General features: G+C 43.4%; 18 protein-coding genes and 4 pseudogenes. 10 read left to right on the top strand and 12 right to left on the bottom strand.

Features of this window, described 5'->3' with window-relative positions; translation table 11 throughout:
* Positions 1-12: 12 nt before the first annotated feature.
* The 3 genes and pseudogenes from folP to P7F88_RS23840 form a co-directional block, all read right to left on the bottom strand.
* Positions 13-843 carry a dihydropteroate synthase gene (gene folP / locus P7F88_RS23830; protein ID WP_277828920.1) on the bottom strand — a complete coding sequence of 277 codons (831 nt, stop codon included), beginning with the start codon at positions 841-843 and terminating at the stop codon, positions 13-15.
* Positions 844-912: 69 nt separating this feature from the next.
* A pseudogene (ftsH, locus tag P7F88_RS23835) lies at positions 913-2886 on the bottom strand (ATP-dependent zinc metalloprotease FtsH).
* A 168-nt stretch (positions 2887-3054) separates the two neighbouring features.
* A pseudogene (locus P7F88_RS23840) lies at positions 3055-3306 on the bottom strand (SAM-dependent methyltransferase); the annotation flags it as partial.
* A 155-nt stretch (positions 3307-3461) separates the two neighbouring features.
* Between P7F88_RS23840 and yhbY the strand changes: the two are divergent.
* Complete coding sequence (gene yhbY / locus P7F88_RS23845; RefSeq protein WP_277828922.1) at positions 3462-3758, top strand: ribosome assembly RNA-binding protein YhbY; 297 nt, start codon at positions 3462-3464, stop codon at positions 3756-3758.
* Positions 3759-3869: 111 nt separating this feature from the next.
* Here yhbY and greA read toward each other — a convergent pair whose 3' ends face one another.
* Positions 3870-4343 (bottom strand): transcription elongation factor GreA, encoded by a 474-nt coding sequence (gene greA, locus P7F88_RS23850; RefSeq protein WP_277828924.1) that lies wholly within the window; start codon positions 4341-4343, stop codon positions 3870-3872.
* 547 nt (positions 4344-4890) lie between these two features.
* Between greA and P7F88_RS23855 the strand changes: the two genes are divergently transcribed.
* From P7F88_RS23855 to dacB, 3 genes are all read left to right on the top strand, one after another.
* The gene (locus tag P7F88_RS23855; RefSeq protein ID WP_277828926.1) at positions 4891-5898 is read left to right on the top strand and encodes a porin; all 1008 of its coding nucleotides are present in this window, start codon (positions 4891-4893) and stop codon (positions 5896-5898) included.
* A gap of 319 nt (positions 5899-6217) precedes the next feature.
* On the top strand, positions 6218-7243 hold the full coding sequence (locus tag P7F88_RS23860) for a porin (protein WP_277828928.1): 1026 nt from the start codon (positions 6218-6220) through the stop codon (positions 7241-7243).
* 132 nt (positions 7244-7375) lie between these two features.
* Positions 7376-8782 carry a serine-type D-Ala-D-Ala carboxypeptidase gene (dacB, locus tag P7F88_RS23865; protein ID WP_277828930.1) on the top strand — a complete coding sequence of 469 codons (1407 nt, stop codon included), beginning with the start codon at positions 7376-7378 and terminating at the stop codon, positions 8780-8782.
* Here the strand turns inward: dacB and P7F88_RS23870 are convergent.
* Positions 8748-9593, bottom strand: a complete 846-nt coding sequence (locus P7F88_RS23870; protein WP_277828932.1) for a magnesium transporter — start codon at positions 9591-9593, stop codon at positions 8748-8750. The two genes, dacB and P7F88_RS23870, sit on opposite strands and share 35 nt — an antisense overlap.
* A gap of 369 nt (positions 9594-9962) precedes the next feature.
* Positions 9963-11151: pseudogene (gene tyrS / locus P7F88_RS23875) on the bottom strand (tyrosine--tRNA ligase).
* Between the two features lie 128 nt (positions 11152-11279).
* Between tyrS and P7F88_RS23880 the strand changes: the two are divergent.
* Entirely contained in the window at positions 11280-12566 is a 1287-nt protein-coding gene (locus P7F88_RS23880; RefSeq protein ID WP_277828933.1) for a peptidoglycan DD-metalloendopeptidase family protein, read from the top strand.
* 110 nt (positions 12567-12676) lie between these two features.
* Here the strand turns inward: P7F88_RS23880 and tyrA are convergent, their stop codons facing one another.
* The 3 genes and pseudogenes from tyrA to P7F88_RS23895 all read right to left on the bottom strand — a co-directional run bounded on the left by tyrA (position 12677) and on the right by P7F88_RS23895 (position 15837).
* The gene (tyrA, locus tag P7F88_RS23885; protein WP_277828935.1) at positions 12677-13804 is read right to left on the bottom strand and encodes a bifunctional chorismate mutase/prephenate dehydrogenase; all 1128 of its coding nucleotides are present in this window, start codon (positions 13802-13804) and stop codon (positions 12677-12679) included.
* A gap of 190 nt (positions 13805-13994) precedes the next feature.
* Positions 13995-15064 (bottom strand): annotated as a pseudogene (locus P7F88_RS23890) (3-deoxy-7-phosphoheptulonate synthase).
* 179 nt (positions 15065-15243) lie between these two features.
* The gene (locus tag P7F88_RS23895) at positions 15244-15837 is read right to left on the bottom strand and encodes a DUF2057 family protein (protein ID WP_277828937.1); all 594 of its coding nucleotides are present in this window, start codon (positions 15835-15837) and stop codon (positions 15244-15246) included.
* A 186-nt stretch (positions 15838-16023) separates the two neighbouring features.
* Here P7F88_RS23895 and P7F88_RS23900 point away from each other — a divergent pair, with 186 nt between their 5' ends.
* Both P7F88_RS23900 and btsR read left to right on the top strand, forming a co-directional pair.
* Positions 16024-17709, top strand: a complete 1686-nt coding sequence (locus P7F88_RS23900; RefSeq protein ID WP_277828939.1) for a sensor histidine kinase — start codon at positions 16024-16026, stop codon at positions 17707-17709.
* Between the two features lie 2 nt (positions 17710-17711).
* Positions 17712-18437 (top strand): two-component system response regulator BtsR, encoded by a 726-nt coding sequence (btsR, locus tag P7F88_RS23905; RefSeq protein ID WP_277828941.1) that lies wholly within the window; start codon positions 17712-17714, stop codon positions 18435-18437.
* A gap of 32 nt (positions 18438-18469) precedes the next feature.
* Here the strand turns inward: btsR and nagZ are convergent, their stop codons facing one another.
* Positions 18470-19453, bottom strand: coding sequence for a beta-N-acetylhexosaminidase (gene nagZ / locus P7F88_RS23910; protein WP_277828943.1), 984 nt, complete (start codon positions 19451-19453; stop codon positions 18470-18472).
* Between the two features lie 134 nt (positions 19454-19587).
* Between nagZ and P7F88_RS23915 the strand changes: the two genes are divergently transcribed.
* Together P7F88_RS23915 and murQ are read left to right on the top strand one after the other, a co-directional pair.
* Entirely contained in the window at positions 19588-20706 is a 1119-nt protein-coding gene (locus tag P7F88_RS23915) for an anhydro-N-acetylmuramic acid kinase (protein ID WP_277829267.1), read from the top strand.
* A gap of 13 nt (positions 20707-20719) precedes the next feature.
* Positions 20720-21640, top strand: a complete 921-nt coding sequence (gene murQ / locus P7F88_RS23920; RefSeq protein WP_277828945.1) for an N-acetylmuramic acid 6-phosphate etherase — start codon at positions 20720-20722, stop codon at positions 21638-21640.
* Between the two features lie 70 nt (positions 21641-21710).
* Here the strand turns inward: murQ and P7F88_RS23925 are convergent, their stop codons facing one another.
* Entirely contained in the window at positions 21711-22049 is a 339-nt protein-coding gene (locus P7F88_RS23925) for a DUF2799 domain-containing protein (protein ID WP_277828947.1), read from the bottom strand.
* Positions 22050-22330: 281 nt separating this feature from the next.
* Between P7F88_RS23925 and P7F88_RS23930 the strand changes: the two genes are divergently transcribed.
* Positions 22331-23815, top strand: a complete 1485-nt coding sequence (locus tag P7F88_RS23930; RefSeq protein ID WP_277828949.1) for a carbon starvation CstA family protein — start codon at positions 22331-22333, stop codon at positions 23813-23815.
* Between the two features lie 374 nt (positions 23816-24189).
* Here the strand turns inward: P7F88_RS23930 and ispH are convergent, their stop codons facing one another.
* Positions 24190-25146 carry a 4-hydroxy-3-methylbut-2-enyl diphosphate reductase gene (gene ispH / locus P7F88_RS23935; RefSeq protein WP_277828951.1) on the bottom strand — a complete coding sequence of 319 codons (957 nt, stop codon included), beginning with the start codon at positions 25144-25146 and terminating at the stop codon, positions 24190-24192.
* Positions 25147-25148 lie beyond the last annotated feature (2 nt).

The following is a 25148-nucleotide window of genomic DNA, read 5'->3' on the forward strand; positions in this document are numbered from 1 at the left end:
AACAGATCCTAACTAATTTTTATTTATCTTATTTACAACTTTAACCACATCCATTGTCTCTTCAAAGTCGTGAACGCGAATAATATGAGCGCCTTTTATCGCAGCTATCGCTGCACACGCAAGGCTGCCAGCTACGCTTTGTTCTGGCGTTTTATCTAATACTTTAAAGATCATCGACTTGCGGGACATTCCCGCCAGGATTGGCAAATTAAACTCGTGGAACTCATCCAAACGCTCCAGGAGTTCATAATTATGCTCCACGGTTTTCCCAAAACCAAATCCAGGATCAAGAATTAACTTAGATTTGTCGATTCCAACCTCAGCACAAGCATTTATTCTTTCTTCCAGGAACTCTTCTACTTCCTGCATTAAATCCTTATATTCCGGCGCATTTTGCATAGTTCTTGGCTGGCCTTTCATATGCATTAGACAAACAGGCACATCTAGCTCAGCAGCTACAACTAAACAGCCTGGCTCCGTTAGTGCCCTGATATCATTAATAATATCAGCACCAGCATTTACAGCCTGACGCATTACCTCAGCTTTGCTGGTATCAATAGAAATCCAGATATCTTTGTGTTTTTCGCGGATAGCTGTAATCACAGGAACCGTTCGCTCCAGTTCTTCTTCGAGCAAAACTTCGCTTGCGCCCGGGCGAGTAGACTCGCCGCCAATATCAATAATAGTGACACCAGCTGCAATCATTTTTTCAGCTTGCTCTAATGCTTTTTCTATAGAGTTGAACTGACCGCCATCGGAAAAGGAGTCCGGGGTAACATTAAGTATGCCCATCACCTGAGGAGTAGAAAGGGAAAGGGTCTTGTTTCTGGAAGTTAATATCATGGGTAGAACATTCGAACTAAAAGAAAAAACCCCGAGCAGTTCCCGGGGCTTATAATTACTTATTAAAGATTACTCTTCGCCATCTTTAGGCTTAGCATCAGTGCTGGTCTCTGAAGTAGCCGCTGGCTCTTCTTTCTTCACTTCTGCTTTTGGTTCAGGATTTAGCGCTTCTTTGGCTTCCGCTTTTGCTTTAGCAACTTTAGCTTCGGCATCAGCACTCCAACCCTGTGGCTCACGAATATCTTCTTTACGATCCATCAGGTCATCAATCTGACCAGCATCAATGGTCTCGTATTTCATCAACGCATCTTTCATCGAGTGCATGATATCCATGTTATCTTCAAGGATCTTCTTCGCACGCTCATAGTTGCGGTCGATAATTTTGCGAACTTCGTCATCAATCAGCTTAGCGGTATCGTCAGACATATGTTTCGTCTGAGTCACGCTACGGCCAAGGAATACCTCGCCTTCTTCTTCTGCATAAAGAAGAGGACCAAGTTTTTCAGAGAAGCCCCACTGAGTCACCATCTTACGAGCAATATCCGTAGCACGCTCGATATCGTTCGAAGCGCCTGTAGATACTTTTTCTGCACCGTAAATCAACTCTTCAGCTAGTCGACCACCGTAAAGGCTAGAGATCATAGACTCAAGATGCTGACGAGACATACTTACACGATCTTGCTCAGGCAAGTACATAGTCACACCAAGTGCTCGCCCACGAGGGATGATAGACACCTTGTATACAGGATCATGCTCAGGAACGATGCGACCTACGATAGCGTGACCAGCTTCATGGTAAGCAGTAGACTCTTTAGTCTCATCCGTCATTACCATAGAACGACGTTCTGCACCCATCATGATCTTGTCTTTCGCAAGCTCAAATTCGACCATAGAAACGTTGCGCTTGTTACCACGAGCTGCAAACAGAGCCGCTTCGTTAACAAGGTTTGCCAGGTCTGCACCAGAGAAGCCTGGAGTACCACGAGCAATCAATGATGGTTCAACATCACCAGCAAGAGGCACTTTGCGCATGTGCACTTTAAGAATCTGCTCACGACCACGAACATCTGGAAGACCAACGACTACCTGACGGTCAAATCGACCAGGACGAAGTAGTGCCGGGTCAAGTACGTCAGGACGGTTAGTCGCAGCGATAACGATAATACCTTCGTTACCTTCGAAACCATCCATCTCTACCAGCATCTGGTTAAGCGTTTGTTCACGTTCATCGTGACCACCACCTACACCAGCACCACGCTGACGACCTACCGCATCGATCTCATCGATAAAGATGATACAAGGTGCGGCTTTCTTAGCTTGTTCGAACATGTCACGCACACGAGATGCACCCACACCAACGAACATTTCTACGAAGTCTGAACCAGAGATTGTGAAAAACGGTACTTTTGCTTCACCAGCGATAGCTTTCGCAAGAAGCGTTTTACCAGTACCCGGAGGACCAACCATCAGAACACCAGTCGGAATTTTACCGCCAAGTTTCTGGAAACGGCTAGGGTCTCTTAGGTAGTCAACGAGTTCTTTAACATCTTCTTTCGCTTCGTCACAGCCAGCAACATCAGCAAATGTTGTCTTGATCTGCTCTTCGCTCATCATACGAGCTTTACTCTTACCAAATGACATGGCGCCTTTACCGCCGCCGCCCTGCATTTGGCGCATAAAGAAAATCCAAACACCAATCAACAGAATCATTGGGAACCATGAAATAAAGATGGTGCCCAACAAACTCTGTTCTTCAGGAGGTGTGCCCTGAACTTTCACGTTTTGATTAATTAAATCGTCAAGCAGCTTCTCATCATAAATCGGCATGTAAGTTACATAGCGCGAGTTATCACGACGATAGAATACAATTTCGCGATCGTTAAATTGCGCTTCACGTATCTGGCCTTGGCCAACGTCTTATACAAATGTGGTGTAATCCACTGCTCTTCCATTGGTTTCACCAGGGCCAAAGCTCTGGAATACCGACATTAGGACTACAGCGATAACCAGCCACAGAATTAAGTTTTTTGCCATGTCACTCAAGGTGTAAGCCTCTCGATAACTAATTGTAATTTAAAGGTAGGGTACTACAGTTTCTGATACCAATCTATACGGCTTCACTAATGAATTTGATAGATAGTAACTATTATTGTAGCAACAGTGTTTAATTTAAACGTTTAATTTTTAATGCGACTTTAGTTATAAGAGTAGTTAACCCTTGTAACCTATTGCAACTATATATACTTTTCGCGAGCGAGCCCGGGAAGAATCTGGCTTGCGAATCTTCATTACTTTGAACAAATCGCGAACCTCTTTGATGTACTAATCAAAGCCCTCACCCTGGAAAGCTTTGACCACAAAGCTACTATTGGGAGTAAGAACCTATCGACACATATCAAGTGCAAGTCCAACTTAGTACATTGCCTTTGGTTGATCAACCGCCTTATTCCCAGCCATATTAGGTCGAATACGCTCTAATAAACTTATATAGACGACTAATAAATTATAGTCTTCGGTACTAGATGGCGTTAAAATGTCGTTTTTCAACCCCAATGTCTGCTTATCTTTAAAATTATAAAGATACACAGATAGAGTAAAATTAACTAATTGGCCGCGCAATGAATTTAAGCACCAAACAAAAGCAGCACCTTAAAGGCCTGGCACACAATCTGAAACCTGTTGTGCTACTAGGCGCAAATGGACTTACAGAAGCAGTGCTAGCGGAAATCGAACTTGCTCTTGATCACCACGAACTAATCAAAATCAAAGTTGCTTCTGAAGACAGAGAAACTAAAAACCTGATTATTGACGCTATTGTTCGTGAATCTGGCGCAGAAAAAGTACAAACTATCGGTAAAGTACTGGTTCTGTACCGTCAGACTGAAGAGCGTAAAATCGAGTTGCCACGCAAATAACACTCGATTTAAATCTCAGTTCACCTGCGTATATGTCAGGTAATAAGAAGGCCGCAATAAATGCGGCCTTCTTTAGTTCTTGCAATAACAACTCTAACTGTAATTTCGTAATTAGATGTACGCTACCTTGTCGATTTCGTAATCTTTATCTCCACCAGGAGTAGAAATCACAACTTCATCGCCTTCCATTTTACCGATAAGGCCACGAGCAATAGGTGAGCTAACCGAGATACGTCCCGCTTTAATATCTGCTTCATTATCACCTACAATTTGGTAAGTAGATTCAGCATCATTATCCAGGTCAATAAGCGTTACTGTTGTACCAAAAATTACTTTGCCCGTATTTTCCATCTTAGTTACATCAATTACCTGTGCAACAGACAGTTTATACTCAATATCTCTGATCTGAGCTTCACAAATTCCCTGCTCTTCACGTGCAGCGTGGTATTCGGCGTTTTCTTTCAGGTCACCTAATTCACGAGCTTCAGCAATTGCCTCAGAAATAAGTGGACGACGCTTAAGTAGTACTTCAAGTTCTTCACGCAGCTTTCGTTCGCCGCGGACAGTCATTGGAATCTTTTCCATTTTATATAAACCTCTAATTCCAAAGCCAGCTTTGGACAAAAAACGCCCACTCAACAGGTGCTGAGTAGGACGTAATAAACGTATCGAATTAAGGGTAGTGTAAACAAAGTTGCTGCGAGAATCACTAGCAAATAAGACTGCTCTCTTCACATTTCCCGCGCAAACGAGGTAAATAGTTATAAAAACAAAGACCCAGATCACACTTTAAAAGCTAAAAAACACGAAAACATCTAAATCAACAATTCTAGCCCCACTTTTAAGAGAAATTTACAAAATAAATTTATACCAATAAATACAGCACGTTAATAACTAAAGACAACAACACGGCGCACTATAAAATTTTATTTTAGATCATTTTACTCCCTGTCCCACAACATTCAGCAGTACAACTTCTTCAGCGAACGAATATTTCATCACACATAAAATCAACTTGCTGAATTAAATAATCCCTGCCGAGAGATTTTGATTAGTAGCATACAACAGCGTGATAGTTCGTTCGCGATATTACTAAACACTCATAGGATTAACTAGAAAATAGGATATTACGATGAACAAGAAAATCATCGCGTTAGCAGTGGCGTTTGCTGCAACAGGTGCAAGTGCAGCAACAATTTACGAAAACGATTCAACAAAAGTCGGCTTTAAAGGTGAAATTGATGCATACCTGAGCCAATATGAGCTTAAGGGAACAAGCAATGATGCTAAAACTGACCCTGACATCGATCTATGGGCAAAGGTGCAAATCGATGCAAATCATCAGCTAAATGACGATGTTTTAGTATTTGGTTCTTTTGAAATAGAGAATGGCAACGGCTTCCTACCAGGTGACAATGATTCAAACAGCGTGTCAACAGATGACCTTTACATTGGTGCAATGTTTGGCGACAACTTCGGTTTCGCTGTAGGTGAAATCGGCGATTTCGGTGATTCATTGGATGCAATTATTATCGATAATACCAACGAAGGTGTTGGTTACGTAGATGATGTAGCAAGTCGTTTTGAGTCTAAAGGTCACGCACTAAGCCTAAAATATCAAACTGAAAGTCTAAAACTGATTGCGGACACTTACCTACATCAGGACGAAGATAAAGACGCAACATACGGTGTATCTGCATCTTATGATATCGCTGGTTTTAATCTTGGTGCATCTTATCAGGATCACGGTAACCGTCATGCTTACGATGAAACAAACGATGGCGACAACACTGTTATGGGTGTAAAAGTTGGCTACGGTATCGCAGGTTTCTCAATCGCAACTCACTACGTTAAAGAAGAAATTAATAGCGTAGATATTGACGTTTACGGTGTTTCTGCTGACTACCAGATCGATGCTGTTCGTCTATACACTTCAGTTTACACTGGTGAGGTGGATACAACAGATGCAGATCTGGACGCATACACAGTTGGTGTTGATTACGCTGTATCGGATGACCTGACCGCGTTTGTTGAGTACTCATCATCTGAAGGTACTACATTTGTTGCGGAAAACACTCCTGGTTTTGTTGAAGCTTCAGAAACTGACGTTGCTGTTGCGGGTGTTTACTACACTTTCTAATCACGGAAGTTAATCTCAAAATTTCAAAACACCTGCAATGTAAGCAGGTGTTTTTTTTCGTACTAGTCAAACACCTATAAATCAGTCCAGACCTACCTCCACAGCACTTTATGTGCCATCTAAAAAAACATCTCTTTAGGCTATTTTTTATCATTTAACTAACATTTGCGAGGGACTCGAGGTTAAAAAGGTCTTAGCAACAACCTATTCGCAAACGCCCTTAACTTAAAATAACGGCGTACAGTTGAGTGTGGTGTTCGCTGTTACAAAAACCTCGGCCTAGGAGCCGGGAATATGAACAGTAAATCAGGATAGAATTATGAATAAGAAAATTATCGCTCTAGCAGTGGCTGCTGCGTCAGCTTCTTCAATCGCAACTGCAGCAGAAGTTTACAACCAGGATGGCACAAGATTGGACATCGGCGGTCGCGCTGAGTTCCGTGGTGATTTCGTTGGTAAGGATGACGGCACTGAGTTAGAAGGTTCTATGAACAACAAAAGCCGTTTCCGTTTAAATGTTGGCGGCGAAACTCAGGTTACAGATAACCTGACTGGTTTTGGCTTCTATGAAGGTGAGCAGGGTGTGAATTCATCTTCAAGTAACGACGCTAACGATTCTTTCAAGCAGCGTTATGCATTTGCTGGTCTAAAAGGTGACTTCGGTGCGCTATCTTTCGGTCGTCAGGATACTGCTGCCGTTCAGATTTCTCAAATGTCTGACGTAACAACATTTACTGGCGCACAAAAAACATTTATCGACGCTGGTGATGAGCAGATCAATAACACTATTCTTTACACAGCTGATATCGACGATCTAACACTGAAAGCAAGTTACATTGCTGGCAGTGAAAAAGATACTGATGGTTACGGTCTATCTGCTATCTACACACTACCTATGGGCCTAGGCTTCGGTCTTGGCTACTCTGAAGATGGTAAAGCGACAAACGGTACTGACGGCACTAAGGGTAAAGCTGTAATCGCTGGTCTTAACTATACAATGGATGCTCTATACCTGGGTGCAACCTATACTCAAGGTGATACTGGCGTAAATGATGGTGACGAGTTCAACGGTATGGAATTCGCGGCTGTATACAGCTTCGATAACAACTTTGCACTAAAAGGTGCTTACCAGAAGACTGAAATCGATCCAACTGCGGGTAGCAAGTACAACGCGAGTGACTTCTTCGAACTTACTGGTGAATACAACTTCAACAGCAACCTAAATGCGTATGTATCTTACATGTTCAATAACCTTGACCAAAAAGATATGAACATGATCATCACAGATGGTTACTCAAAAGATGCGGATGACACTCTACGTCTAGGTCTTAAGTACTCTTTCTAATCTGATTACTTAGACTTTATATTGATCAAGAGCCTCCGCCCGGAGGCTCTTTGCTTTTAAGAAACAATTCTACATTGTGCTCTCTCCCAGTTTTTATATACTCTGAAGAAATATCATAGAGATTCTGTTTTTATGCGCCTATTCACTCTAGCTGTTCTATTATTTTGCAGCCTCTCATCATACGCTTATTCACCTATAGAAATGCTTCCTCAAGGTAGCAGAGTTGGTATCTCTGTAGAAGACAAGCAACAGTCTCTTTTTGAACTGAATAAAGAGCAGCTATTTCCACCAGCCAGCACTCTAAAGGTGGTGACCGCACTTGCTGCAAAGCTGGAACTTGGGGATGACTTCAAGTTTGAAACCAGGCTGGAACAGAACGGCGACGATATCATTATAAATTTCTCTGGTGATCCGACATTAACATCTAAGGATCTGGCGAATCTCTTAGCCCAGTTGAAGCTGAATAGCATCAGTGCAATAAAGGGGGATATCCTTCTCAATAAGGCGGCCTTTACCGGGTATGAGAGAGGGGTTGGATGGCCCTGGGATATTTTAGGCGTCTGTTATAGTGCCCCATCCAGCGCAATTACCCTGGATGAAAATTGCGTTCAAGCCTCGATTTATACTAATCAGGATGGAACAACCCGAGTTTACGTTCCTGAACATCAACCTATCAGCGTTATGACTAGAGCCATTTCGGTAGATAAAGAGGTTCAAGAATCCCAACAATGCTCATTAGAGTTAAACACCTTTGATAACAATCACTACGAGCTTTCTGGCTGTCTAAGCCATCGCAGCAAGCCATTACCCTTAAAGTTTGCTGTTCAGGAAACTGAGAGCTATACAGCGCAAACTATCCGACATCTCCTAAACACTAACAACATAGCCTTTGACGGCAATATATATTCGACGCTTGAACAGCGAGGGGAGCTTTTGGCTACCCATAGCTCAAAACCTCTGTCAGAACTACTGGATACTATGCTTAAAGAGTCTGACAACCTGATCGCAGACAATATTGTAAAAACGCTTGGAGCCAGGTTTTATATCCAACCCGGCAGCTTTGGAAACGGCACCGAAGCGGTAAAACAGATCATATTCTCACATACCGGAATTAATATGGAATCGGCTCAGCTGGCTGATGGTTCCGGATTATCTCGCAATAACCGAATGTCACCCGAGATGATGACACGGATACTTTCTTATATTTGGAAGCATGATTCAGAACTGCACCTAATTTCACTTCTTCCTAGTGCCGGAGAAAGCGGGACACTTAAATATCGAAGAAGCATGCGCAAAAACCCTGTCAAAGGACATTTGAAAGCCAAGAGTGGTTCGCTATATGGAAGTTATAATATGGCAGGATATGTATTGAATGAGAGCGGCCAGCCGAAAGCAACCTTTGTTCAGTTTGTAACAGATTACTATCCGCCGAAAAGAAGTGATGACAAACCTGCCATCACTCCTGCGATATTTCAATTTGAGAAGGCCTTTTATCAGGATCTGCTTAAGCTATCCCTAAAAAGTAATTCACTACAGTAAAGTAGATCCAGATACCTGAAATATCGACAATTGAGGCTAATACCGGGCTCACCAATACCGCAGGATCCAGCTTAAATGCTCTTGCGAGTATTGGCAGCAATCCGCCTAATGTTGTCGATATGGTTACCTGAATAAACAAGGCTACTGATATTGCCAGGGCGATAATGGATAGGTCAAAACCGCCAGTAGATGTTTCCCCAGTGAAAAACATGACCCTACCAACAATCACAACGGCGACAACCAGTGCTAAACACACTGCTACCCTGCTCTCTTTCCAGAACACACTCAACCACTGCCTTTTTCGTAGCTCACCGGTAGCCAGTGCCCTAATAACCAGAGTCGCTGCCTGAGTTCCGGTATTACCTCCAGCAGCCGCGATAACTGGCATATAAACCGCCAGAAGCACTAACTGGCTGATTGTATCTTCGTACTGCGCGATGATAAGCCCGGATACAATACCCAAAAGTGCCAGCATCACGATCCAGCCAACACGTTGTTTCACATGTTCTAAAACACTGGTTGATAGGTAACCGTCTGCCGTTTCCGCTTCAGAACGAATAAAACCCATTTGATGAGCAAAATGTCTGGCTCTTTTATGGTGTCCTCTTGATTCCATCTCCTGAATCAGGTGCTGGACATAAACCACAGTACAGTGAGAAAGAATTCCCACCGCTTCTTCAATTGGCATTACTGCCAAAAGCTCGATCTGCTTTTCTTCTTCATACTGTAGAAAAGCGTTACGCGCTGCACCAATTTCCGCAGAAGAAAATGGTGTTGTTTGTTCAATATAAATATTGCTCATTACCGTCATGGCGAATCTCCCGATTAGCTTAAGGTAACGACCATCAATACACAGATATACGCATACAACGACCAAATACAGGTAGTCCTGCTGGTATATGTGTATTTGCAATTAGTATATGGAGAAAAATTGAGAAGAGTTTTTAGAAAAGAAGTCTCCCACCGGCCTGGCAGGAGCGGAGATCGCTAATACCGAGCGCGGTTATTTTTCTCCCTTCATACTAGGGGGATGGTCGGTATTGTTCATAAAAATCTCCAAAGTTACTGCAAGTCGCAGCGGGCGGTATTCTAACGTTGAAAAAGAGAGATTGCACGCAAATTCTGTGTAAAAAAAGAGCGCTGATTTCAGCGCCCTTAAGACATTTAGCGATACAGAAAATTACTTCACTGTCACTCGTGCAAATTTACGTTTACCTACCTGGTAAACTGCCGTTCCAGCGGCTGGAACCAGCTTCGTATCTTCGATTTTTGCACCATCAATTTTTGCAGCACCCTGGCGAATCATACGCATAGCGTCTGATGTCGAGTTCACAAGACCTGCATCTTTCAGAAGGTTAGCGATCGCGATACCAGCATCGAACTCAAACTCTGGCATTTCATCTGGCATTGCTCCTTTCTGGAAGCGATTAATAAACTCTTGTTCTGCTGCGTCTGCATCTGCTTCGGTGTGGAAACGAGCGATAATTTCTTTAGCCAGCAGAATCTTGATATCACGAGGGTTCTTACCAGCTTCAACATCTGCTTTGAACTGAGCAATCTCTTCAAGCGGACGGAAAGAAAGAAGCTCGTAGTAGCTCCACATCAAGTCATCCGAGATAGACATGATTTTACCAAACATTTCGCCTGGTGCTTCGCTAATACCGATATAGTTGCCCGCAGACTTAGACATCTTCTTCTCGCCATCGAGGCCAACAAGAAGAGGCATCATTAATACTGCCTGAGGCTTTTGACCGTTGGACTTCTGAAGCTCACGTCCCATCAGAAGGTTGAACTTCTGGTCTGTACCGCCTAACTCAACATCTGTTTCCATCGCTACTGAGTCGTAACCCTGAAGAAGAGGATACATAAACTCGTGGATAGCGATTGGCTGTCCACCAGCATAGCGCTTTTTAAAATCGTCACGCTCTAGCATACGTGCCACAGTCTGGTTTGCAGCCAGACGAATCATACCTTCTGCACCAAGCGCAGATAACCACTCAGAGTTAAACTGAATCTTCGTTTTTTCAGGGTCAAGAATCTTGAATACCTGCTCTTTATACGTTTCAGCGTTTCGCAGCACGTCTTCACGGCTTAGCGGTGGGCGAGTGTTATTTTTACCTGTTGGGTCACCAACCATTGCCAGTAAAGTCACCAATCAGGAAAGTAACTTCATGTCCAAGCTCCTGAAACTGGCGAAGCTTGTTAAAAATAACTGTGTGGCCAAGGTGAATATCCGGAGCAGTTGGATCAGCACCTAATTTAATTCGTAGAGGTCGACCCTCTTTTAATTTTTCAATCAATTCTTCTTCAGGAAGAATCTCTTCTGCACCGCGCTTGATCTCGGCCAATGCTGCTTCAATACTCGCCATTCTTGTTTGCTCCCACAGATTTGGCAAAAAAATAATAGTGAGACATCTTACTTGAATAGCGATGTTTTTTGAAACCAGTTAGACTCTTGTATCCAATATTTTTATATTTTTTTCTGTAATCGCGAAATATGCTATCAACTTTTCAACGCTTACCTGCCATTCATAGAGTTTTAATTGCTCTGATTTCAGCACTTCTTGTATTCATTGTTTTTCTTCCGGATGCAGACGAGTTGATGAGAGATCAAAAAACTCTCGAAGTAGGACATCACTACCCACTGGCAATCAACGCTGAAGCACTGCATTCAGGCATAGATATAAAGCCAACCGCTTTAATTCGCTGGGAAAAACATAAAGTAAAATCGGGGGAAAGTGCTGCTGTTTTATTTAGCCGGATAGGACTGTCTGCCAGACTGCTACATAATCTCATTAATGCCGATAAAGAAATAAATAAACAACTATCCAGACTAAGACCAGGGGATGAACTGCTTTTCGGTTTTGATGAAGACAACAAGCTAGTGCAGTTGGTACGAAACCTAACCCCATATAAGACCTTTCGAATCACGAAGTCAGGTGATAGCTACAAAGCCGAATTTGACAACAAAGAGGTCAATATTCAGTACAACTATACCGAAGCGGAAATCACCTCTAACTTCTGGAATGCCGCCATTAGTGCTGGAATGACACCAAACCAGATTATGGAACTTGCAGGCATCTTTGGATGGGACATCGACTTTGCACTCGATATTCGCTCTGGAGACTCTTTTCAGGTGCTTTATGAAGAACGAATGGTTGAAGGGGAATTGATCGGACGCGGTAAAATCATCGCAGCTACCTTTACTAACCGTGGAGACGTGTTCAAAGCGGTATTCGATGATAAAACAGAAAACTACTATGACGAAAATGGCCGGGCTATGAAAAAGGCGTTCCTGCGCTCTCCTGTTGATTTCCGTCGTATTACCTCAAACTTTAACCCTCGCCGCCTGCATCCGGTCACTGGCAAGGTTAGACCTCACCGAGGAATCGACTATGCGGCTCCTGTAGGCACACCAATCTGGGCTGCAGGTGACGGCACGGTGATGAAATCGAGCTATAACCAATTTAATGGTAATTATGTGTTTATTAAACACAGCAATACCTATATCACTAAGTACCTGCATCTGAAAAAACGTTATGTGAAAACCGGACAACGAGTTAAGCAGGGTCAGTCGATTGGCTCTCTTGGCGGTACAGGTCGCGTAACCGGCCCTCACCTTCATTACGAGTTTCTGGTAAACGGAGTTCACAAGAACCCAAGAACCGTAAAACTACCTCAGTCTAAATCACTGACTGGCGCTCATAAGAAAGAGTATATGAAGGTGGCTGCACAACGCCTGAAAGAGTTGGATAAGTATGGGAAGTTGCTGTTTGCCAGATAGCTGAATACTTAAAAATAGAGGAAGCGTGAACTCCCCTTCCTCTATTGAGTACTCGAAATGAATCAGATATGAGTTCCCACGGGGAGCGTGGGAACTATAAATATAGAACTTTAGGAACGGTGAATGGCATCATTCGCTTGTTTTAGCAGGTTCTGGCTTTCCGTCATAAACTGCTGTGAGTAATCACCGAACCAGTCACTTACCTGATTGAAGCTCTCAACAAACGCCGCTTTATCATTTCCATCTAGCACTTTAAGTGCTTCACCGAAGCATTGGTGGAAACGCTTAATCATCTCGATGTTTTCTTTAGAAGAGAGGATGATATCTCCATATAGATTCGGGTCTTGCCCAAACAAACGCCCTACCATCGCCAGCTCCAACCGGTAAATAGGGGAGCTCAACTGAAGAAGCTTATCGATATTTGGATTTTCGCGGCTCAGATGTAAGCCGTAAGCAAAAGAAGTAAAGTGTCGTAGAGCCTGAATCAGTGTCATGCCATGATCGTGCTCACCTGCATCGATCTGACATAAGCTCGCTCCCCAGATACCAAACTGCTCAAGAAGCCACTGGTATTGCTCACTACCTCGTCCGTCACAGTAGACAATTACCTGCTTAGCAAGGCTTGGAACATCCGGACCAAACATAGGGTGTAAACCAACCACAGGGCCCTGATGAACCTCTAACATCTTCGCCAAAGGTTTAGACTTGATAGAAGTAAGGTCACAGAGAATACAATCTTCAGGCAGGTTACCCAGTTTTTCAATAACACCTTCCGTCAGATGAATGGGTACAGTAACAACAACCAGTCCGGCACCATCAAGGATTTCATCCGCACGATCCCAATCTTTACTGCCCAGCACCTTCACTTCATAACCAGATAAGGCAAACATCTTACCAAACAGGCCACCTAACTGACCTTTACCACCAACAATGACCACTGAGCGCAGTTCAGGATTCAGGCACTTAAAGCCGGAGTCTTTTTCGCTGGCGTAGGATTCACGCATCGTGCGGCGAAGAATATCTTCGATCAACTGAGGCGGGACACCTTTCTTTTCAGCTTCATTACGGCGAGAAGCCAACATCGCCGCTTCACGATCCGGTGCATAAATGGGTAAGCCGTGTTCGCTCTTAACCTCACCAACCTTTTCTACTAAAGCAAGACGTCGAGCTAATAGCTCGACCATCTGCTTGTCTACTTCATCAATCTGATCTCTTAACTCATTCAGTTCAACAGCCATTTCAAACCTTTATTTTTACCTTGCCACTGCAATAACAGTCTATTTCTTTGTTTAAGTGCTTTAGGGGTACCGGTGGCACTCTATGGAACAAACATGCCTGAATGATTTGGCTACATACAAACACCTATGTAGCATCAGCGGTTTGTGGAATAGAGTGCTTCCGGTAGTCCTGACAAAACCAAAACAGACTCTACCTCAGGCGATCCTGCAAAAATGGTACTAGTTCTTTATGTGCATGTCGAAGCAGAGTTTCTGTAGAATCCCAGTTAATACATGCATCTGTGATAGAAACCCCATATGCCATTTGATCAAGTGGAATATCAGAAGACTGATTACCTTCATTAAGATGACTTTCAATCATCAAGCCGATGATTGATTTGTTGCCTTCACGAATCTGATGAATCACATCTTCGGCCACCAGCGGCTGACGACGGTAATCTTTGCGAGAGTTAGCATGGCTACAGTCAACCATTAACGACGCATCCAGACCAAACTTAGCCATCTCCTGCTCACACTCATTAACCGACACTGAATCGTAGTTTGTCTGCTTACCACCACGAAGGATCACGTGGCCGTTCGAGTTACCCTGAGTCGTAAGAAGCGCTACCTGGCCATCACGGTTAATACCCATAAAACGGTGGCCGGATGATGCAGCCTGCATTGCGTTGATTGCAGTAGCTAAACTACCGTCTGTACCGTTTTTAAACCCGATAGGCATTGATAGACCACTTGCCATTTCACGGTGAGTCTGGGATTCGGTAGTGCGGGCACCAATTGCGGCCCAGCTAAAAGTATCGGCAAGGTACTGAGGACTGATTGGATCCAGAGCTTCTGTTGCTAACGGAATCTCCATTTCAGCCAGTTCAACCAGTAACTCTCGACCAACATGAAGACCGTGCTCAATATCGAATGTACCATCAAGTTGTGGGTCGTTAATCAACCCCTTCCAACCCTAGTAGTACGTGGTTTTTCAAAGTAAACTCGCATTACTATGTAAAGCTGATCACTCAACTGCTCTGAAAGTATTTTTAAACGCTTAGCGTATTCTTTCGCCGCTTCTATGTCATGGATAGAACAAGGACCACAAACCACCAGCAAACGGTGATCTTTTTTGTGAATAATATTGGCGATCGTCTCACGAGATTCCTGAATAAACTTACGCGCCTTCTCGCTCAATGGAAGCTTAGCTTTTAGTTCATTTGGCGTAATGAGCACCTGCTCATCACTAATATTGATATTACTTAATTCGCTCTTCTGCATCTCAATTTACCGTAAATATTTATTTACACACCAAATCAATATCAGCGTGTTTAATTCGAAAGTTACGGCCAAGATACCAGCACACAAAAAAGAATCAAGCGTAAATAATAAAAAACACTTCTGTAAATTTATATTTACAAAAGTGTTTTCATATTGATTTATTCAAATGCCAAAAACGGCTACTGCTCCACTACCCAGTTTTTAAACGCTTCACGCTCTTGCACCGGCATATTTGGGTACCACTCCTTTAACTGCTCAAATGTTGGAACAAATTGCTCTTCAATCACTTCTGGCGCAGTTTTTTCAACGTTACCAGCCTGAATCCCATTCTGCTTGTTGTACTCATCAACAACTCCTTCAAGATCACCGAATGGCAGGAAACCTTTTTTGCCCTCTAACTTTGCATATTCATAAACGAGTTCTTTCCCGTTTGAGATAAGCGTTATTTCCGGTTGTTGCTTAAAGTGTCTCTGAGCCGCATCGTAATTTTTTAGTTCAGGCGGGTATATCGTAATATCCTCACCTTTAGCTTCAAACATTAATAGAAAAGGGTCGGATTCAAATATCTGCTTATTGGCTCCTCGACCAAACGTTTTGAACACTTTAATAGCAATTTGATTGAAACCCGATTTGAGTTCAGCAGGATCAGAGTGGTTGATGGTTTCTACACCATCAACGATAAGTAACCTGATATTGTTCTCTGGTTTAATTTCCGCAGCAGAGACATTGGCAGTGAGTAATAGGCTACTTAAAACACAAAGCACTAATTTCATAACATTCCTTTTAATTAATAATACCCCCTCGATTATTAATATTCCGAATAAAAAGATCATCACTAGCTATGCTGATTTTAGAAAAATTTAGAAAAACGACGGTCGTATACAAGCAGAGTCAATCATAAACTGGCAAAATAAATTATCATTTAGTTAATAGAACCTTTTCCCAGGCTTAGTATCGACATGGATTTAATCCTTTCACTACTTCAACAGATGTGTGTTTACCTTGTATTGGCATACATGCTAAGTAAAACGCCTCTTTTTCTTCCCATACTGGGAATGTCCACTCATCTGGAAAACAGGATTAATTGCTATGTTATTTTTTCGCTTTTCTGTGTACTGGGTACCTATCTTGGATTACAGATTAACGACGCTATAGCAAATACGCGAGCTATTGGCGCTGTGATGGGAGGGCTGTTTGGAGGCCCGGTTGTTGGTTTTGCAGTTGGTTTTACCGGGGGAATGCACAGGTACACATTAGGCGGATTTACGGATGTTGCCTGCGCTATATCAACAACCGCAGAAGGCCTTATTGGTGGATTGCTTCATATATATTTAGTTAAGAAACACAAGCATGATCAACTGTTTAACCCGGCAGTGGTGCTAGCCATTACGTTAGTAGCAGAAATTGCACAAATGCTAATCATCCTTATCGTGGCTAAACCTTTTGAGCAAGCTTATGCTCTTGTTTCAGATATTGCCGCCCCAATGATCATCGCTAACTCTGTTGGTGCAGCCCTATTTATGAGTATTCTTCAGGATAGAAAAACTATCTTTGAAAAGTATTCAGCCACTTTTTCTAAAAGAGCGCTTACTATTGCAGAACGCTCGGTTGGTATATTAGCTTCAGGTTTCAATTCGGAAAATGCAGAGACAACCGCCCGAATCATCTACGAAGAAACCAATGTTGGTGCTGTAGCGATAACCGATAAAGAAAAAATACTCGCTTTTGTCGGTATTGGAGACGACCATCATAAACCAGGCATGATCATCTCATCTCAATGCACTTTAAAGTCTATGGATAACAATGAGATAATTTACCTTGATGGCAAAGAGAACCCTTATCAGTGCTCAATATCTCAAAACTGTAAGCTAGGCTCAGCACTAATAATTCCCTTAAAAGCAGGCGATCAGGTTATCGGTACAATTAAGCTCTACGAGCCCAAACGAAAATTATTTTCTACCATCAATATGTCTATGGCTGAAGGAATAGCTCAGCTACTTTCCAGCCAAATTCTTTATGGGAACTACCAACAACAACGGATTCACCTCAATCAGGCAGAAATCAAGCTACTCCATGCACAGGTCAACCCGCACTTTCTGTTTAATGCTCTGAATACTATCAGCGCTGTTATTCGAAAAGATCCTGATAAGGCCAGAGAGCTAATCCAGCACCTCTCACACTTTTTCAGAAGCAATTTAAAGCAAAATATAGAAACTGTTACGCTTAAAGAAGAGCTGGCACACGTGAACGCATACCTGACTATAGAAAAGGCGCGTTTCTCTGATCGTCTGGAGGTTGAAATTGACATTGAGGAAACTCTACTCGATCGAACGATACCCAGCTTCACCTTACAGCCACTGGTCGAAAACTCCATTAAGCATGGTATTTCTCAGCTACTGGAAGGAGGACTAGTCCGAATTTACAGCCAATGTAATGAACTAGGATGTGAGATCGTTGTTGAAGACAATGCTGGTAATTATGAGGAACCTGATGAGAATCATTCGGGCCTAGGTATGCAAATTGTGAGTAAACGCCTGACCAGCTATTTCGGTCATGAAGGCACACTAAAAATTGACTTCAAGAAACAGCAGTACACAAGAATGAGTTTTATCATTCCACACCAGCAAACAAGGAATAAGGCGTAAAGATGTTTACCGCTATCGTTATTGATGACGAGCTTTTAGCAAGAGAAGAGTTAATTGAGCTGATTCAGCCCTATGAGGAAATCGAAGTCATTGATCAGGCAAGTAATGCGATTGAGGGCTTGAAGAAAATTAATGCCCTGAAGCCTGATATTGTGTTTCTGGATATCCAGATGCCACAGGTTACAGGGATTGAATTGTTAGCTATGCTCGATCCGGAAAATATGCCTTATGTGGTATTTGTCACTGCTTTTGATAACTATGCCATTCAGGCATTTGAAGATAATGCTTTCGATTATCTGCTTAAACCTGTCGACCCGGGCAGATTAGAAAAAACCATCTGCAGAATAGTAAAACAGCATAATAAAGAGGCCGAAGCTCAAGACCTCTCTCCCCTGTCACCACCTAGCCTGGAACAAATTCCATGTATCGGGTTAAACCGGATTGTGATTATCCCAACTAAAGATGTTGAGTGCGCTTTCAGTGATATAAGTGGTGTACACATTCAAAGCTCCCAGCAAAACGCCACCACCCAGTTAACTTTAAAGACACTGGAAGAGAAAACCGAACTGCTGCGCTGTCATCGTCAGTATCTGGTGAATACTGCATCCATTAAAGAAATCAAACTGCTGGAAAATGGGTTAGCTGAAATCATTACACTAAGCGGGCATGAGATCCCGGTAAGCCGAAGATATCTGAAGATACTAAAAGAAAAACTGGGGATAGGGTAAGGCTGAGAGCTTATTCTCAGCCTTTCAGGCAACTAGCCTAAGATACGCTTCATTGCCTCACTGGCAGACTTCCATTCATCGGACAGTTTTAGTTCATCCATGGCAAAAGAACTCTGCTTAATCAAACGTTGAGCTGATGGAACCTCTGTTACTTCCAGGTTATCCAGCACTTCTACTGCATATGGTCGGTTATTACACATCAGAATCATATCGCATCCGGCTTCCAGAGCCTGCTTAGAACGCTCTGCTGCACCTCCCATGATGGAGGCCCCTTCCATATTCAGATCATCAGAAAAGACTATCCCTTTGAAACCCAGTTGATCGCGAAGCACTTTTTTCAGCCAGTATGCTGAACCACTCGCAGGCTTGTCGTCGTACTCCGGAAAGATCACGTGAGCAGGCATCATCGCGTCTAAATTCCCAGCCTCAATCTGAGCCTTAAACACCGCCATATCCTGCTCAAATATATTCGTTCTGCTGTCGTATGGCGTTTCCTGGTGTGAATCAGCTATTACGCCACCATGTCCCGGAAAATGCTTACCTGTTGTTGCCATTCCGACCGATTTCATCCCCGACATAAACGCAGAGCTGAGTTTTACTATGGTCTCAAAATCAGAGCCAAAAGCTCTGTTGCCAATTGCTTTGCATGCATGTCCCTGATCCAATACCGGTGCAAAGCTTAAGTCGATATCGTGTGCAATAAGCTCAGCTGCCATTAACCAGCCTGCCTGTTTTGCCACAATTTCCCCATTTTGAATTTCTGAAAATGCCTGTGCTGGAGGAATGATAGAAAACCCCTCTTTGAAGCGCTGAACTCTGCCTCCCTCTTGATCAACACCAATTAAGATAGGCCTTTTAGCACTTTTGCGAATATCATTGTTTAGTGCAATTAACTGCTGATTGTCGTGGTAGTTGCGGGCAAACAAGATAACACCACCAACAGTAGGATGTTCCAGAATCTCTCTGTCTTCCGGCGTTAGCTCAAAACCTTCTACATCTAACCAAAGTGGTCCCATCTTTTTCTCCTGACATTGAATCATCTTCACCAAAATCGAATCTAACTGACTGTTGAACCATTATTTTTGCTTTACAATATGTATCTCTGTTTTAAAAAACAATCAAATAGTCGGACAAACCAGATATGAGTATTTTGGACAAAGGTGAACTCTACATTGGTGTGATGTCAGGGACAAGTATGGATGGTGTAGATACCGCTCTCGTCCGTATCAATGACACAAAAATTGAACTTCTGTTCCACGATGTTTATCCGTTGCCTGATGAGCTAAAGCAAGAACTGCTCACCGTTTGCCTGGGACAGGACACAACGTTAAGGCAGGTAGGAAAGCTCGATCACCACCTTGGCCAGTTATTCGCAGACGCGGTTATCCAGTTGCTAAGAAAGTCAGGGCACCATAAAGATGAAATAACAGCGATAGGAAACCACGGACAAACCGTCTTCCATCAGCCTTACGGAAACGAACCATTTACGCTCCAACTTGGTGATGCCAATATCATATCAGCGAAAACGGGCATAAAGACTGTTGCTGATTTTCGCAGAAAAGATATGGCTCTGGGCGGTCAGGGAGCACCTCTGGTTCCGGCATTTCATCACACTATATTTAAACCTGAAGACTCATCTGTTGTGGTGTTAAATATTGGTGGTATCGCTAATATTTCGGTCATGAGACCTGATAAACCCACTCTTGGGTACGATACTGGTCCGGGAAATATGTTGATGGATGCCTGGATTGATAACAAACAGGGCAAGAAGTTCGATAAAAATGGAGAGCTTGCTCGTTCCGGTAAGTACATCAATAAGTTGTTAGATAAGCTTATGGATGATGATTATTTTGCACTGGAACCACCTAAGAGCACAGGCCGAGAACTATTTAACCTCCCGTGGCTAATAAACCAACTGGATAGCTTTGAGCACGGTTTTGAACCGCAGGATATTCAGGCTACGCTGGCAGAGTTCACCGCTTTAACAATTTGCAGAGAAGTAAATAAATATTGCTACGGTTCCTCACCTGAGTTACTTGTATGTGGTGGTGGTGCCAGAAATCAGTTTTTGATGGAAAGGCTAACTAAGTTGCTACCAGAGTGGCTGGTAGCAACAACTGACGAAAAAGGCGTAGATAGTGATCATATGGAAGCAATGGCGTTTGCCTGGCTTGCACAAAGGCGAATCCACAATCTACCCAGCAACCTTCCGGAAGTAACTGGCGCTTCGAGGCTGGCTTCTCTCGGAGTTATCTACCCGGCAGACTAATAGAGAACAATAAATGGCTAATGACGCACTAATATCAGCCCTTTCCAATCTAATATCGGAAGGAAGAAACCCGGACACCATGGATATTGATCTCCTTTCGTCCTATGAGATCATAAAAAAAATCAATCAACAGGACAAACAGGTGCCCGAAGCGGTTGAGAAAGTATTGCCAGAGATCGCTCAAGCGGTAGACAAGATTGTTACTGCTTTCCAAAATGGTGGAAGGCTTATCTACCTGGGGGCTGGAACCAGTGGGCGTTTAGGAATACTGGATGCATCCGAGTGTCCTCCAACATTTGGTGTGTCCGATGAAATGGTTATTGGCTTAATCGCAGGTGGACACGGCGCAATTTTCAAAGCAGTAGAGGGGGCGGAAGATTCTAAAACTCTCGCTGTAGAAGATCTAAAAAACATCAGCTTCTCTAAAGATGACGTTCTGGTTGGAATAGCAGCGAGTGGAAGAACGCCATATGTTATCGGAGGTTTGGAATACGCGAACTCAATCAACGCTACGACAGTGGCTATCTCATGCAATCCCGGCTCAGAGATCGCACATATAGCAAAGATAGCGATAAATCCTATCGTAGGCCCCGAAGCATTAACCGGTTCAACCCGACTAAAGTCAGGTACTGCCCAGAAACTGATACTCAACATGCTTACCACAGCAAGCATGATTCGACTTGGAAAAAGCTACCAGAACCTGATGGTCGACGTAAAAGCAACCAACAGAAAGCTGACCGCGCGTGCGTCAAGGATTGTTATGCAAGCCACAGATTGTGATGTGGATACGGCCAACAACATGCTTAAAACAACCGGGTATGACGTCAAACTAACGATCCTGATGATTCTGACTGGTCTGGATCTACAAGCCGCCAGAATCCAGCTTGATCAGAACAAAGGCTTTTTAAGAGCCGCAGCAGAAAATCAAAATTAGAATTCCTGTGAGAACATGGGAGATAACTCCCATGTTCTCACTTAAGACTCGAAGCTTTGTTCAACCCAGCTTAGTTCGCCTCATTCCAGCCGCGTTGCCACTCCATTCTGAATTTTTGCGCCTGCTCGGTACCTTCACATACTCCTTCATAGTAATGACCAGATAGCCCCATTTGATACGCAAAATCTGGATTACAATACTCTGCAACACCTTCTAAGTAGCCTTCATCATACTGAGCCTTATTTGCCGCCCCTAATTCAGACAATTGGCTGTAGCTCCGTTGTGGTTGCCCTTTAACCCCGTCCCTGTATCCAATCTCTCTCCAGTCTCCCTGCTCAGACAGTTCTTCCAATCCGGTGGTACACCCAGCCAGAAGAATTACGCAAAGCAGCGTCAAAATCTTTTTCATTTTTGTCCTTTAAACTCTAAATAGTGTCTTAATAAGAGTAGCTTCCTATCCCGGTTAGAACAACACATATACCGTATAACATCATGATTCTATTAGCTCATTTCACCTCAGAGGCAGTTTGTGACCTATATCTCCTTTGAGTATACACAAAACCACTCATTTGAATTATTGACCGCTTAACTCACAATATCACCGCTAACCATGCCTTCTAATGAATCTATCAATTAGCTCAATTAATATTAACCCTGAACTATATAATTAAACTTACTGGGACAACTATTATGATGTGGTTTCTATTCTGTATCGCAGCTCTGATTGCTGGATACTTTATCTACGGTGCCTTTGTTGAGAAAGTATTTGGTATCAACGAAAAACGCCAAACTCCAGCGCATGTTATGAACGACGGTGTCGACTATGTACCTATGTCTACTCCTCGTGTTTACCTTGTTCAGCTACTGAACATTGCCGGTGTAGGTCCAATTTTCGGCCCTATCATGGGTGCTCTTTACGGCCCGGCAGCTCTACTATGGATTGTTGTAGGCTGTATCTTCGCTGGTGCGGTGCACGATTACTTCTCAGGTATGCTTTCTGTACGTAACAACGGTGCTTCGATTCCTTCTATTACCGGTCGCTACTTAGGCAACGGTGCTAAGCACTTTATGAACATCTTTGCTATCGTACTTCTGCTTCTTGTTGGTGTTGTATTCGTATCTGCACCTGCAGGCATGCTGACTAACCTTGCAAACGAACAGCTTGATCTTGGCGTAACTAAAATTGTAATGGTTGTTGCAATCTTTGCTTACTACATCATCGCGACTATCGTTCCGGTTGATAAGATCATCGGTCGCTTCTACCCATTCTTCGGTGCTCTACTAGTATTCATGTCTGTTGGTCTGATGATCGCGGTAGGCGTTTCTGCTGAGCACACTGTACTAGGTGGTTTCACAGTTAGCGATATGTTCTCAAACATGAACCCTAACAACCTGCCTCTATGGCCTGCACTATTTATCACAATCGCTTGTGGTGCTATCTCTGGCTTCCACGCAACTCAGTCTCCTCTAATGGCTCGTTGTATGGAAAATGAGAAGAACGGTCGTTTCGTATTCTACGGAGCAATGATCGGTGAAGGTATCATCGCTATCATCTGGTGTACTCTTGCACTTACTTTCTTCGACGGCATCGCTGGTCTTCAGGAAGCAGTTAAAGCTGGTGGCCCTGGTAACGTAGTTTACTCATCAGCATTCGGCCTACTTGGCACATTCGGTGGTATCCTGGCATTCCTGGGTGTGGTTATCCTGCCTATCACTTCAGGTGACACTGCATTCCGTTCAAGCCGTCTGATTCTTGCTGAGTACTTCAACATCGGTCAGAAGACTCTTCCAAAACGTCTGATGATGGCTGTACCACTATTCGTAATTGGTGCAATCCTGACTCAGGTAGACTTCGGTGTAATCTGGCGTTACTTCGGCTTCGCTAACCAGTCAACAGCAACTATCATGCTATGGACTGCATCTGCTTACCTACTACGTCACAACAAACTACACTGGATTGCGACTGTACCAGCTCTATTCATGACTACTGTATGTGTATCTTTCATCATGAGCAGTGCGAAACTAGGCTTCGGTCTTCCAATCGCCACAGCAACTATCATCGGTGTTGTTGCAGCAGCAGCTATCTGTGCTTACGTTATCAAAACATCTAAAGGTAAAGGTGAAACTGACCTGATGGATGAAGAGAAGCCAGAAGCGAAACCAGAAACAGTTTAATCAGTTTTAGTCACCTCCCTGACTACTGATACTAAAAGGGCTCTGCAAATGCAGAGCCCTTTTTTGTGCCATCGTTCTCATCCTTTACGCTCGTTCCAACGCTCCTGCGTTGGAATGCATACATTACCTAGATCTAAACACGATGGTTGAGTGAGGCATAGAATCCGAATCAACTGTCAAGTGGATTGTGAGAATCGTTTAGCTAGATATGTATTCCCACGTGGACCGTGGGAACGAGGAACACAAGTAGTCTATATGTACTTGTAGGGATTGGGTTGATGCTTATCAGGTGTCTGCAGCATGGATGCTGCATCCAAGCCTACATGGATGTATTCACGGCGACCTGAGAAGTATTAACTTAATCCCTAAAACGACTAATCCACATTCTTCACTTGAAGCTCTCGCGGAACCTCAAAGAACATGTTTTCTTCTCGCCCAGTTAGCTCTTCAACATCTGAAGCGCCAAGCTCTTTCACTCGAGCAATGATTTGATTTACCAACTCTTCGGGAGCTGATGCACCTGCTGTTACGCCGATTTTAGTTTTTCCATCAAACCACTCAGGGGAAATATCTTCAGGGCAATCTGTCAAATAACCAGGTGTACCCAGCTTTTCCGCCAACTCTTTAAGACGAGTAGAGTTCGAAGAGTTTTTAGAGCCAACTACGATAACCACATCCACGTCATCAGCCAACTCTCTGACCGCATCCTGTCGGTTCTGAGTCGCATAGCAGATATCATCCTTTCTTGGTCCCTGAATCTCAGGGAAAACTTCACGTAGCTTATCGATAACGTCTGCAGTTTCATCAACAGATAGGGTCGTCTGACTTACATAGTGCAGATTAGAAGGATCTTTAACCGTTAGCTTCTCAACATCCTCTGGTTTTTCTACCAGATACATACCACCTTCAGCGCTATCATACTGTCCCATGGTGCCTTCAACCTCAGGGTGACCAGCATGCCCAATCAATACCACTTCCATATGCTTACGGCTTGCTCTCGCTACTTCCATATGCACCTTGGTTACAAGAGGGCACGTTGCATCAAATACCGTCAGAGAGCGGGATTTTGCTTCTTTACGAACAGCCTGAGAAACTCCATGTGCGGAGAAGATAACGATATTGTCATCCGGCACTTCATTCAGCTCTTCAACAAATATTGCGCCGCGCTGCTTTAATCCTTCAACAACAAATCGATTGTGAACCACTTCATGACGAACATATATTGGTGGCTCATACATCTCCAGAGCTCGCTCTACAATGCTTATGGCTCTGTCTACACCAGCGCAAAAACCTCTCGGATTGGCCAGTAATATCTTTTTATTTTCACTCATCT

This window comes from Vibrio hannami, from assembly GCF_029589055.1.
Taxonomy (GTDB): Bacteria; Pseudomonadota; Gammaproteobacteria; order Enterobacterales; family Vibrionaceae; genus Vibrio; species Vibrio hannami.